The following is an 11,935-nucleotide window of genomic DNA, read 5'->3' as shown; positions in this document are numbered from 1 at the left end:
CGAACAAGGGTTTCGACGATGCAAGACGACCTTCAAAAACTGCGCATTGCGCTTTTTGCCACGACTGCTGCGCCCTATGCACTCATATGGGCGATCGTCCTGTTGACCGGTTTCCGGCTGGATTACTCGTCTCTTTGGAGGTTTATGTTTATCGCCTTGTCCATATTGGCTGTCTTTTCTCCTTATTGCTCGTGGCGGCGCTTGTTTGTCCTCAGAAACATCGTTGAGACTCTTTGCTGTGGGCTGCTCCTGATCATTCCTTCCGTGATATCGACTTATCTGGCGATCAGGGTCGGAATGCCAATGGTGGACGATCAGCTGGTCGCTATGGACGCCATGCTACCCATCGACTGGCGTTCCTTTATCGCCGTCGTCGATGCTCATGGCTGGATTGCCCACAGCCTCGGCTACGCATATCAATCCTTCGCGTTGCAGCTTCTTGGTTTGCCTGTTCTGCTTTGCGTATTGGGAAAGCCCGAGCGAGGCTACAGGATGGTGATGGCGTATGCGGCCATCTGTTTCCTATCCAGCCTGATTTCGATTTGGTTTCCCGCGCTCGGAACCTACAAGATATACGGCGTCGCCGCCGACAGCCTTCAAAATATCAATGCGCATTTCGGCTATTTCTTTCTGGAGCAGTTCCATGCAGTCAGGGAGAATGGCGATTTCATTTTTTCGCTTGATCACGCCGCTGGAATTCTAACATTCCCTTCCGTTCACGCCGCCGTTGCAGCGCTTTGCGCATGGGCGGCTTGGGAGATTCGGCTTATCCGCTATCCCATACTCGTCCTCAATATCGGTATGGCGATCTCGGCTGTCTCGCATGCAAACCACTACTTCGTCGATATCATCGCAGGCGTTATGGTTGCCGTGGTCTGCATCGCCGTCGTGGGCGTTGTCACCCGGAGCCCGCGTCTGGCCACCGCCTCCCGAATGGCAGTGACCGCTTAGCGCGAGAGGCCGCCGAACCGCGCGCGCACCGCATCGGCATAGGTCCGGCTCACCGGTATTTCCGCGCCGTCCTTCATGATCAGCACAAGCCTGCTGCCGTCGCGTTTCAGTGTTTCGACATGGGCATCTGCCACCCAATGGGAGCGGTGCACCTGCAGGCCGGGCGTGGGCCCAAGTTCCTTCAGGGCGTCGGCGAAACGCAGGAGGACCAGTTCGTGGCCGCGGGTGGTGACCACGTCGGTATAGTGATCCTCGACTGAAAGCCGCAGGATTGCGCCGCGGTTCTGGGGTTTCAGCCGGGCGAGGATCTCAGGTTCGGATACGGGCCAAGCGGCCGGCACCGCGGCAGGAGGTGGTGCAGGCGGGGCTGGCGCGGAAATCTCGGCGATCTGCCGGTGCATGGCCGTGTAGGTCAGAAGACAGAAGAGGGCGCAGAGCGGCAGCGCGAGCAGCGCCCGGTGGAAGCCGGTTTCCATCTCGGCCCAGCGGCCGAAGAAGGCGAAATCGATGGCGCCGAGCGCGAAGCCGATCGGCAGGGCCGCGACCAGCGAACCAATCATCATGCGTGCGAGCGTGTGGTTGAGGTGTTCTCGCAGCAGGATTTCGGCGGTGATCGACAGGGAGATGGCGATTGCCCAGGTGACGGCGTGGACGACCAGCCAGTAGCCGAGGCGGATGCCGAGCGTCATCCGCTCCAGCGTGCCATAGGGTCCGCTGACGACGAAGATCAGGATAACCAGCGTAAAGGTCGTCCAGAAGCGCCAGGAGCGGGTGAAGAGCTGCAATTCACGAAGCGTGGAGCTCAAAAACGGGTGATTCACGAAGTTTGTCCGTTGTCTGCGCCATTCTGGTTGAGGGTGAGCCAGTCATGGCGGAAACAGGCGATCAATTCAATCGCTTGGTGATTTCGAACAGGTATTCCCCATGAACCTCCAACCGCTCCTCGATGCTCCGTTCGCCGTCCAGATCCACGTCGCGGCCGTGCTGCCGGCCTCCGTGCTCGGTGCCTATATCCTGCTCAACCGCAAGGGCACTCCGGTACACCGCCTGCTCGGCAAGATCTGGATGGTGCTGATGGTGATCACCTCGATCTCCAGCTTCTTCATTCACGAGATCAATCTGTTCTACGGCTTCAGCCCGATCCATCTCCTGTCGGTCTTCGTGCTCGTCGGGGTGTGGCGGGCGATCAGCTCGGCGCGCGCCCATAATATCCGGGCACACAAGGCGGCTGTGATCGGCATGTATTTCGGCGGCATCGGGATCGCCGGCCTCTTCACGCTGATCCCGGGGCGGATCATGAACGCGGTCGTCTTTTCCGGCGGACCAAGCTGGATACTGATCCTGACGCTGCTTGGTATCGCTGGAACGGTTCTCCTCCAGCAGCGGCTGACGACGCGCCGGCCCTGATCCCCCGCATCAACAATTTCCTCAAAGCGTACCGTTCGGCGCCTTGCTGTCATGGACAGGCCCGACTTGCGGGATTAGTGCTGCACCTAAGAAACTTGCAGCAACGGCCATCCGCGATGACGACCGCTTGCGCGGAGGAAATTTTATGGCCGATGCAACATCCAAACCCGTTTCCGCCACTGCCGCCGAAGTGACGGTGCTGCCGATCATCCTGGCGGTCAGCTTCTGCCACATGATCAACGACATCATGCAGTCGATGATCTCGGCGATCTATCCGATGCTAAAAACGGATTATGCGCTCGATTTCTGGCAGATCGGCATCCTGACGCTTGCCTTCCAGTGCACCGCGTCGCTGCTGCAGCCGGTGATCGGCATCGTCACCGACAAGAAACCTTTCCCCTATTCTCTGCCGGTCGGCATGGGCTCGACCTTCATCGGCCTGTTCATGCTGGCGAACGCGCATTCGTATATGGTGCTGGTCATTTCCGCGTCGCTGATCGGCATCGGTTCGGCGGTCTTCCATCCGGAATCGTCGCGTGTCGCGCGGCTGGCATCCGGCGGTCGTTACGGGATGGCGCAGTCGGTCTTCCAAGTCGGCGGCAATTTCGGCCAGTCGATCGGTCCGCTGCTCGCAGCCTTCATCATCGTGCCGAACGGGCAGGGCAGTGTTGCCTGGGTTTCGGCCGGCGCACTTCTCGGCATCGCCATCCTCACAGGCGTGGCGCGCTGGTACAAGGCGCATATGCTTGCCAACCAGGGTCGCAAGCGAGTGCTGAAGGCCCATAACCTTTCAAAGCGCACGGTCGTCATCGCGCTGACCGTGCTGACCGTCCTGACCTTCTCGAAGAACGCCTACATGGCGTCGATCAGCAGCTATTATACCTTCTTCGTCATCGAGCGCTTCCAGGTCACGGTGCCGCAGTCGCAGGTCATGCTGTTCATCTTCCTCGGCGCCGTGGCACTCGGCACCGTGATCGGCGGGCTGGTCGGCGACCGATTCGGTTCGAAAGTGGTGATCTGGTTCTCGATCCTCGGCGTGCTGCCGTTCACGCTCGCCATGCCGTTTGCCAACCTGCCGGTGACGATCGCGCTTTCGGGCATTATCGGCTTCATCATGGCCTCGTCCTTCCCGGCGATCGTGGTGATGGCGCAGGAACTGGTGCCGGGCCGGGTCGGCATGATCGCCGGCATCTTCTTTGGGATCGCCTTCGGGATCGGCGGCATCGCGGCGGCGGTGCTCGGCGTCTTTGCCGACCAGTACGGCATCACCTTCGTCTACAATGTCTGCGCCTTCCTGCCCGTGCTTGGGCTGCTGACGGTTTTCCTGCCAGGGAAAAAGGCTCTGCGGGTCGCCTGAGGACGAATCTTCAGCTATGTGATGCTGGTACGGATCGCTTTTGCGGCCGCCAGCGTTATATCGCGCAACGGGCGTAACGTTGCCGAAGAGGAGTGAGCGAGATGGAATGGAAAGGCCGCCGGCAATCGGACAATGTCGAGGACCAGCGTGGCGCTTCCATGGGCGGCAGTCCGCTCGGCCGGGGCGGATTTCGCATTCCGGTCGGCGGTGGTGGCCGCCGCGGGGGCGGGCTCGGCATCGGCGGGATCATCGTCATCCTGATCATCTGCTGGATCACCGGCATCAATCCGCTTTCGCTGCTATCGGGTGAGCTCGGCATGGATGGCTCGGGCTTCGAGCAGCAGCAGACGGCCCCGGGCGCGCCGGCCAATGATGATACAACTGCGTTCGTGCGCACCGTGCTCGCCGAGACGGAAGATACCTGGAACGGCATTTTCCAGGCGAACGGCCAGCAATATCAGGAGCCGGTGCTGGTGCTGTTTTCCGGCCAGGTGAATTCCGCCTGCGGATTTGCGTCTTCCGCGACCGGGCCTTTCTATTGCCCCGGCGACCACAAGCTTTACCTCGACACCAATTTCTTCAAGGAACTCGAACAGCGCTTCGACGCGGCCGGCGACTTCGCCGAGGCGTATGTGATCGCTCACGAGGTCGGCCACCACGTGCAGAACCTGCTCGGCATCCTGCCGAAGTTCAACCAGGCCCGCCAGCGGATGAGCGAGGCGGACGCCAACCGCATGTCGGTGCGCGTCGAGTTGCAGGCCGACTGCTTTGCCGGCGTCTGGGGCAAGTTCACCCAGCAGAAGGGCATTCTCGACACCGGCGATCTCGACGAGGCGCTGAATGCCGCCCAGCAGATCGGCGACGATACGCTGCAGAAGCGTAGCCAGGGCTATGTCGTGCCGGAGAGTTTCAACCACGGCACCTCGGCGCAGCGCGCGCGCTGGTTCAAGCGCGGGTTTGATACCGGCGACATGAAGTCCTGCGATACGTTTTCGGGGAATGTTTGAGGTTTGTGGATCCTCGGGTTTAACCCGAGGATGACGACGGTGAGGGTGGAGCCAGGATGCCCCCCTCTGCCCTGCCGGGCATCTCCCCCACAGGTGGGGAGATCACAATCGGCGCGATCCCTGCCTCCAAAACATCGCCGCGAAGGATGCGACGCTCAATGGAGGGCTATGAGCAGGCTCCCAGCCCATCTCCCCACCTGTGGGGGAGATGCCCGGCAGGGCAGAGGGGGGCAGAATGGGCACTCCTTGAGATGTTTTGCTCCTAACGTGTCGGGCCTCTCGTGGGCAACTTACTTATACATCCCCTCGCGCAGGTTGATGCCGTATTCGACATAGGCCTTCATGGCGCAGAGCATCTGCGACCAGCCCTGGCAGTTGCCGTAGGAGGCTTCTAGCCCGCCCTTCGTTTCGCGCCAGCCTTCCTCGGCGATCGTCACCAGCGTGCGGTTTCCGTCAAGCGGCTCGAAGGTCATGGTGACCGTCGTCTTGTAGTCGGCGGGCGCGACGTTTTCCGGTCCCTGTTCGGCCGCATTGCCTTCCGTCGCATCCCAGCGCAGCACGATCTTCCTGTTCTTCTCCACCTCGACGACGTCGACCGGGAAGGCGCCTGGGAAATCGTGAAAATCCCAGGTGACCGTCGCGCCGGGTTCGAGCCGTCCCTTCGCGCCGCCTGTGGTGAAATAACCCGACAGCTTCTTCGGATCTGCGACAGCTTCGAACACTTCCTCGACCGGTTTTGAGATCCGGCCCGATACCTTGAACTTCAGTTCCATGATCTTTCTCCCTTGTTTCTCTCTCCATCATGTTATAAAAACATAACATGTCAAGCGATGAAAAAAATGACCTTATTTTCAAGGCCCTGGCGGCGCCGGTTCGCAGGGAGATTCTCGACGAGTTGAAGGATCGGCCGCAGACGACGGGCGATCTCTGCGCCCGGTTTCCCAAGCTCGACCGCTGCACCGTGATGCAGCATCTGAAGGTTCTGGAAGGCGCGGACCTGGTGCTGGTGAAGCGCGAGGGCAGGGAGCGCTGGAACCACCTGAACCCGCTGCCGATCAAGGCGATCCACGACCGCTGGATCGGGGCCTATGCGGCGCACGCGGTCGACATGCTCGACCGGATGAAGCGGGATCTGGAAGGTTAGCGGATCAGCAGCGCGGTGCCGTAAAGCCCGAGCGCGAAAACGGTGTGGGCGGCGAAATTGAGGAGACGTACTTTGTTCGGCCTCGGCGTTTTCGACGCGGCCCAGCCGAGACCGAGGCCCGGCTGCATCAGGAACCATCCGGCGCCGATGGTGACGATGCCGAAGATCCAGGCGGGAATGAAGGTCGGGGCGGCGAACCAGTTCGGCCCCACGATCAGGGCGAGGATTACCCCGTAGAGAAAACCGACGGCATAATGGCCTGCCCAGCCGAGCGCCAGCTCATGTTCGTAGGGTTCGGCTGCCGCGATGCTGTCGTGAAAGACTTTTGCCCGCCCCAGGTGCCAGAACCAGCGACCGGCCGGTGCCCAGTTGGCTTTTGGCTGGCCGAAGACCTTGTTCAGGACGATCGCCCAGAGATCCATCAGGATGGTTGCGCCAAGGCCGATGAGGATGCCGCGCCAGAGAAGTTCGATCATGAGAGAGGTCTGCCGGAGAGAAGGAGGTCACCTCCAATCTCTATGGGCTCCGATTCGGGCTGTCGAGCCCTTCCGGACTTCCGGACGGGAAACATCTTGCCGGCGGGTGCGCCCGACACCGAGATTGCCGAACCGGTTGAACGATGCCTGCGGTTGTGTCTTTCATCAAAAACTTTGCAATGTTCACGTATTGTTTCGATTTTCTTTTGCCGTTATGTAAGCAACCCGGCGAGCTGATCGTCTTTCCAGAAAACACCATTGCTAGAGAGACATTCTAATGCTCGACCCGAAATTTGTGCGCCGCGGCCTTTTCCTCGTCTTCATGATCCTTTTCCTCGATGTCATCGGAATCGCGATCATCATGCCCGTGCTGCCGGCCTTCCTGCGCGAACTGACCGGCGACGACCTGAGTGCGGCGGCGGTCGATGGTGGCTGGCTGCTGCTCATCTATTCCGCCATGCAGTTCCTGTTTGCGCCGTTGCTTGGCAACCTCAGCGACCGTTTCGGCCGGCGGCCGATCCTGCTCGCTTCGGTCCTTACCTTCGCGCTCGACAACCTGATCTGCGCGGCTGCCACGAGTTTCTGGATGCTGTTCGTCGGCCGTGTCCTCGCCGGCATTTCCGGCGGTAGTTTCGCCACCTGCTCGGCCTACATTGCCGACATCAGCAACGACGAGAACCGCGCCAAGAATTTTGGGCTGATCGGCATCGCCTTCGGCGTCGGTTTCACGGTGGGGCCGGTGATCGGCGGGCTGCTCGGCGAGCTCGGACCACGCGTGCCGTTCCTCGGCGCCGGTCTGTTGTCGCTTGCCAATTTCGTTGCCTCCTGGTTCCTCCTGCCGGAGACGCTCGACAAGGCGAACCGACGCAAGTTCGAGCTGAAACGCGCCAATCCGCTGGGCGCCCTGCGCCAGATGCGCCACTATCCGGGCATCGGCTGGGTCATGCTGGTGATGTTTCTCTATTGGCTGGCGCATGCGGTCTATCCGTCGGTCTGGTCCTTCGTGTCTGCCTATCGCTATGGCTGGAGCGAGGGGCAGATTGGCCTGTCGCTCGGGCTGTTCGGCATCTGCGCCGCATTTGTCATGGGGTTCATCCTGCCGAAACTGGTGCCGGTGCTCGGCGAATGGAGGACCGCGGTGCTTGGGCTTTGTTTCTCCTGCCTCGGCCTCACCGGTTATGCCTTCGCGTGGCAGGGGTGGCTCGTTTACGCCGTCATCCTCGTCACGACGATCGAGAACGTCGCCGACCCGGCGCTCCGCAGCATTGCCTCGGCCAAGGTGCCGCCGTCGGCGCAAGGGGAGCTGCAGGGCGCGATGACCAGCCTCACCAGCCTGACGACGATCGTCGGCCCGGCGATCTTCACGCTGCTGTTCAGCGCGTTTACCGGAGAGAATGCAGCAATGGAGTTCGCAGGGGCGCCATACATGATGGCGGCGATTTTCATGGCTTGTGCCATTTTGGTGTTTTTGACCCGGATTTCACGAAAGACGGCCGCGGGTCCGCTCGAAGGCGAGCTTACGCATCAGATTTCTTGAAGAGACGTCCAAAAATTCTGCTGAATCGCCTGTAAGTGTTGCCGCACGGATGATGCTCCTCTATAGGCTGCATCATCCGCCGCTCGCCAGTTTCTGGAAGCGGCTTTTTTCGTCTGCGGAGGAGTGTCATGTCGAGCCTTTCCACAACCATGGCTGTGACGACAACGGACAATTCCTGGTCCGCGCATATGCGCGCGACCCTGGCGCTCGGCGTGCCGCTGGTCGGGGCGCAACTGGCGCAGATGGCGATCAACACGACCGACGTGATCCTGGTCGGCTGGCTCGGGACAACCGAGCTCGCCTCGGTGGTGCTCGCCACCCAGATGTTCTTCCTAGTCTTCATCTTCGGCACCGGTTTTACCAGCGCCGTGGTGCCGATGGTGGCACAGGCGCTCGGGCATGGGGATACCCGCTCGGTGCGCCGTTCGGTGCGCATGGGGCTGTGGATCGCGCTTGCCTTCGGCGTGCTGACGGCGCCGCTGCTCTGGTTTTCCGAACCCATCCTTCTGGCGCTCGGGCAGCAGCCGGATGTCGCGGCGAACGCGCAGAGCTACCTGCGCATCGCCCAATGGGGCATTTTCCCGGCACTCGGGCTGATGGCGCTTCGAAGCTTTGTCACCGGGCTCGAGAAGGGCGGCATCGTGCTCTACGTCACGATCGTGATGTTCTTCATCAATGCCGGCCTCGCCTATCTGCTGATCTTCGGCCATTTCGGCGCGCCGGAAATGGGGCTGCACGGGGCTGCGATCGCTTCGGTCGCTGCCAACCTGTTCGGGTTCGTAGCCGCCCTCCTTTATGTGGAAAGCCAGCCGAAGATGCGCGCCTACGAGATCTTCGTGCGTTTCTGGCGGCCGGACTGGAGCATGGTGCGCGAGATCATCGTCCTCGGCCTGCCGATCAGCTTCACCATTCTGGCGGAGACCAGCCTGTTTTCGGCCGCTTCCCTGCTGATGGGCGTCATCGGCAAGCTGGAACTCGCAGCCCACGGCATCGCGCTGCAGCTCGCGGCGATCGCCTTCATGATCCCGCTCGGCCTGTCACAGGTGGCGACGGTGCGCGTCGGGCTTGCCAATGGCCGCGGCGATCTTCTGGGCGTCAAGCGGGCCGCCATCGCCGTGCTGGTGGTCAGCGTGCTCTTCACGACGATAGGCAGCGTGCTCTATGCGACGATCCCGCGCTTCTTCGGCAATCTCTTCCTGGATATACGCAAGGAGGATGCCGCGACCGTGCTGGAACTGGCGGTGCCGCTGATCGTGATCGCCGGGGCTTTCCAGCTGGTCGACGGGCTGCAGGTGGTCGGTGCCAGCCTGTTGCGCGGGCTCAAGGATACGCGGGTGCCGATGGTGCTGGCGCTGATCGCCTATTGGCCGATCGGTTTCTCCTGCGCCTGGGTATTCGCATTCCCGCTCGGTTTTCGCGGCGAGGGCGTCTGGTTCGGCTTCGTCACCGGCCTCGCAGCGGCTGCGGTTCTGCTTTGCGGCCGATTCTGGCTGCTGGTGAGACGCCAGGGCAGAACGACCCACTGAAGTGCCAGCGGGCCGTCTTTGTTGGTCAGGCCGGTAGGAGCTCTTCTAAAACCGCCCTGTGGTAGAAGCCGATATTGGTCTCCACGCCGAGGCGTCGGCTCAACGCCTGCCGATCGATGCCTGCCTCCTCATCCGATTTTGCGACTGCGGCGATGACCGGCTGAAGGACGTGCTCGCCTTCGAACTGGAGGATGGTGATGACGTTGAACAGTCCGGCGCTGGAAGCCTGTTCCAGGATCAGGTCGTCGACGAATCCCGGCTGGGCGCGGATTACCTGATGCGTCCTGTGCACCAGCGCCATGAATTCTTCGCGCCCTTCGACCGGGACCGCAAACCTGTTGACGCGAAAGATGCGTCGATTCTGTATTTCGCTCATAAGAAAAACCCCTGCTCGATCTTGAACAGGGGCGTTTATGGGACCTCAACCAATGTTGAGGTCAATAGGCGTCTGCGGATTTTTTAAGGTCGCCGGAAATCAGCGTTCCGCAAGGGCAGGTTCGCCCTTTTTCTCGCGCACCATGTTGATGAAGCGACGGAAGAGGTAGTGGCTGTCCTGCGGGCCGGGCGAGGCTTCCGGGTGATGCTGGACCGAGAAGACCTGCTTGCCGGTGACGCGCAGGCCGCAATTGCTGCCGTCGAAGAGCGAAATGTGAGTCTCCTCAACGCCTTGCGGCAGAGACTTCGAATCAACCGCGAAGCCGTGGTTCATCGAGACGATCTCGACCTTGCCGGTGGTGTGGTCCTTGACCGGGTGGTTGGCGCCGTGATGGCCCTGGTGCATCTTCTCGGTCCTGGCGCCGAGCGCCAGACCGAGCATCTGGTGGCCGAGGCAGATGCCGAAGGTCGGGATGTCGGTCTTGATGACGTTCCTGATCACCGGCACGGCATATTCGCCGGTCGCGGCCGGGTCGCCCGGGCCGTTCGACAGGAAGATGCCATCCGGCTTCAGCGCCATGATGTCTTCGGCCGAGGTCTGGGCGGGGACCACCGTCACCTTGCAGTCGAGGCCGGCGAAGAGGCGCAGGATGTTGCGCTTCACGCCGTAATCGACGCAGACGATGTGATATTTCGCGTCTTCCGGCTTCAGTTCGCCGTAGCCCTCGTTCCAGACCCATGGCTTCTGGTCCCATTGCGAGGACTGGCCGGAGGTGGCCTCCTTGGCGAGGTCGAGGCCTTCGAGCCCACTCCAGGCACGGGCTTCGGCCTTCAGCGCCTCGATGTCGAAGACGCCGTTCGGGTCATGGGCGATGACGGCGTTCGGGGCGCCGTTCTGGCGGATCCAGGCGGTCAGCGCACGGGTGTCGATGCCGGACAGGCCGATGATGCCGCGGGCCTTCAGCCAGCCGTCGAGATCCTTGGCGGCGCGGTAGTTGGAGGGCTCGGTGATGTCGGCCTTGAAGATCGTGCCGACCGCGCCGCGGCGGGCTGCCGGCGTCAGGTCCTCGACGTCTTCCTCGTTGGTGCCGATATTGCCGATATGCGGGAAGGTGAAGGTGACGATCTGGCCGAGATAGGAGGGGTCGGTCAGGATTTCCTGGTAGCCGGTCAGTGCGGTGTTGAACACTACTTCGGCCGGCACCTTGCCGGTCGCGCCGATGCCGGTTCCTTCGATCACGGTGCCGTCGGCCAGAACGAGCAATGCGGTGGGTTTCTTGGTGGTCCAGGGAGCGGTCGCGGTCATATCCATCCTTCTGCCTCACCGGTCCCGTCCCTTGAAGGAACAGGCTGTGAGGGCCATCTATGGTCGTGAGAGACGGGCGCGCGGAAATCCCGGCGCAAGCCCAAACCTCTAAATCTCGTGCAGGTGCCGGAAAATAGACAAAGCGGGCGAGGTGGTCAATCTCGCAGCCCAAGAATTCCATGGAGATTATAGACCATGGGATTCAACGGTTTGGGTGATTTGATTTGATCGGCCCGAGCCCGTCGTCTATGACAGCGGGGTGAATGCCAAGGAAAAGCCACAATTCACCCTGCCTGCGCCAGAGCTTTTCCCAAGGAGAAAAAACGATGTTGCGCGACAAGCTTTCCGATGCGCTCAAGGAATCCATGAAGGCCAAGGACACCCGCCGGCTTTCGACCGTGCGGCTGATCCAGACTGCGATCAAGGATCGAGATATCGCCAATCGCGGTCTCGGCAAGGACCCGGTCAGCGATGACGACATCCTGCAGATCCTGCAAAAGATGGTGAAGCAGCGCGAGGAATCGGCGAAGATCTACCAGGATGCCGGACGCGCCGAACTTGCGACGCAGGAGCGCGAGGAAATCGACGTCATCAAGGGGTTCATGCCGGAGCAACTCTCGGACGAGACAGTGCAGGGACTGATCAAGGCGGCGATCGCCGAGTCCGGCGCGCAAGGCCTGCGCGACATGGGCAAGGTCATGGCGGTGCTGAAGGAAAAGCATCCGGGCCAGATGGATTTCGCCAAGGCGTCCGGCGTGGTGAAAGAGCTTTTGAAATAAACGGCCTTTTTTGATGTCGGTAAACGAAAGGCGGGAATCCGATCATCTGCGTCCCGCCTTTTTGCTTTTC

Annotated in this window: 13 protein-coding genes; 8 read left to right on the top strand and 5 right to left on the bottom strand. The window is 61.2% G+C overall.

Features of this window, described 5'->3' with window-relative positions:
- Positions 1 to 18 precede the first annotated feature (18 nt).
- Positions 19 to 951, top strand: coding sequence for a phosphatase PAP2 family protein (locus LZK81_RS13980; protein ID WP_233953668.1), 933 nt, complete (start codon positions 19 to 21; stop codon positions 949 to 951).
- Here the strand turns inward: LZK81_RS13980 and LZK81_RS13975 are convergent.
- Positions 948 to 1,772, bottom strand: a complete 825-nt coding sequence (locus LZK81_RS13975) for a LytTR family DNA-binding domain-containing protein (RefSeq protein ID WP_233953667.1) — start codon at positions 1,770 to 1,772, stop codon at positions 948 to 950. The genes LZK81_RS13980 and LZK81_RS13975 overlap by 4 nt on opposite strands.
- Positions 1,773 to 1,875: 103 nt before the next feature.
- Here LZK81_RS13975 and LZK81_RS13970 point away from each other — a divergent pair, with 103 nt between their 5' ends.
- The 3 genes from LZK81_RS13970 to LZK81_RS13960 all read left to right on the top strand — a co-directional run bounded on the left by LZK81_RS13970 (position 1,876) and on the right by LZK81_RS13960 (position 4,722).
- Positions 1,876 to 2,358 carry a DUF2306 domain-containing protein gene (locus tag LZK81_RS13970; RefSeq protein ID WP_046628586.1) on the top strand — a complete coding sequence of 161 codons (483 nt, stop codon included), beginning with the start codon at positions 1,876 to 1,878 and terminating at the stop codon, positions 2,356 to 2,358.
- A gap of 145 nt (positions 2,359 to 2,503) precedes the next feature.
- The gene (locus LZK81_RS13965) at positions 2,504 to 3,715 is read left to right on the top strand and encodes an MFS transporter (protein ID WP_233953666.1); all 1,212 of its coding nucleotides are present in this window, start codon (positions 2,504 to 2,506) and stop codon (positions 3,713 to 3,715) included.
- 101 nt (positions 3,716 to 3,816) lie between these two features.
- Positions 3,817 to 4,722 (top strand): neutral zinc metallopeptidase, encoded by a 906-nt coding sequence (locus LZK81_RS13960; RefSeq protein ID WP_046609292.1) that lies wholly within the window; start codon positions 3,817 to 3,819, stop codon positions 4,720 to 4,722.
- 290 nt (positions 4,723 to 5,012) lie between these two features.
- Here the strand turns inward: LZK81_RS13960 and LZK81_RS13955 are convergent, their stop codons facing one another.
- Complete coding sequence (locus LZK81_RS13955; RefSeq protein ID WP_233953665.1) at positions 5,013 to 5,495, bottom strand: SRPBCC family protein; 483 nt, start codon at positions 5,493 to 5,495, stop codon at positions 5,013 to 5,015.
- Positions 5,496 to 5,542: 47 nt separating this feature from the next.
- Here LZK81_RS13955 and LZK81_RS13950 point away from each other — a divergent pair, with 47 nt between their 5' ends.
- A complete protein-coding gene (locus tag LZK81_RS13950) occupies positions 5,543 to 5,866 on the top strand; it encodes an ArsR/SmtB family transcription factor (RefSeq protein WP_233953664.1) in 324 nt (107 codons plus the stop codon).
- Here LZK81_RS13950 and LZK81_RS13945 read toward each other — a convergent pair.
- The gene (locus LZK81_RS13945) at positions 5,863 to 6,342 is read right to left on the bottom strand and encodes a DUF2938 domain-containing protein (RefSeq protein ID WP_233953663.1); all 480 of its coding nucleotides are present in this window, start codon (positions 6,340 to 6,342) and stop codon (positions 5,863 to 5,865) included. The genes LZK81_RS13950 and LZK81_RS13945 overlap by 4 nt on opposite strands.
- 277 nt (positions 6,343 to 6,619) lie before the next feature.
- Between LZK81_RS13945 and LZK81_RS13940 the strand changes: the two genes are divergently transcribed.
- Both LZK81_RS13940 and LZK81_RS13935 read left to right on the top strand, forming a co-directional pair.
- Complete coding sequence (locus LZK81_RS13940) at positions 6,620 to 7,879, top strand: TCR/Tet family MFS transporter (RefSeq protein WP_233953662.1); 1,260 nt, start codon at positions 6,620 to 6,622, stop codon at positions 7,877 to 7,879.
- Between the two features lie 128 nt (positions 7,880 to 8,007).
- The gene (locus LZK81_RS13935; protein WP_046603905.1) at positions 8,008 to 9,405 is read left to right on the top strand and encodes an MATE family efflux transporter; all 1,398 of its coding nucleotides are present in this window, start codon (positions 8,008 to 8,010) and stop codon (positions 9,403 to 9,405) included.
- Positions 9,406 to 9,430: 25 nt separating this feature from the next.
- Here the strand turns inward: LZK81_RS13935 and LZK81_RS13930 are convergent, their stop codons facing one another.
- Together LZK81_RS13930 and carA are read right to left on the bottom strand one after the other, a co-directional pair.
- Positions 9,431 to 9,781, bottom strand: a complete 351-nt coding sequence (locus tag LZK81_RS13930; RefSeq protein ID WP_233953661.1) for an antibiotic biosynthesis monooxygenase — start codon at positions 9,779 to 9,781, stop codon at positions 9,431 to 9,433.
- Positions 9,782 to 9,880: 99 nt separating this feature from the next.
- Positions 9,881 to 11,086 (bottom strand): glutamine-hydrolyzing carbamoyl-phosphate synthase small subunit, encoded by a 1,206-nt coding sequence (gene carA / locus LZK81_RS13925; protein ID WP_046609384.1) that lies wholly within the window; start codon positions 11,084 to 11,086, stop codon positions 9,881 to 9,883.
- A 326-nt stretch (positions 11,087 to 11,412) separates the two neighbouring features.
- On the opposite strand from carA, the gene LZK81_RS13920 reads away from it, so the two are divergent.
- Positions 11,413 to 11,865 carry a GatB/YqeY domain-containing protein gene (locus LZK81_RS13920; protein WP_046628604.1) on the top strand — a complete coding sequence of 151 codons (453 nt, stop codon included), beginning with the start codon at positions 11,413 to 11,415 and terminating at the stop codon, positions 11,863 to 11,865.
- The last annotated feature ends 70 nt before the right edge of the window (positions 11,866 to 11,935 follow it).

This window comes from Neorhizobium galegae (assembly GCF_021391675.1).
Lineage (GTDB): Bacteria > Pseudomonadota > Alphaproteobacteria > Rhizobiales > Rhizobiaceae > Neorhizobium > Neorhizobium galegae_B.
The sequence above is the reverse complement of the archived record's forward strand: the minus strand, read 5'-3'. Positions and strand labels throughout refer to the sequence as shown.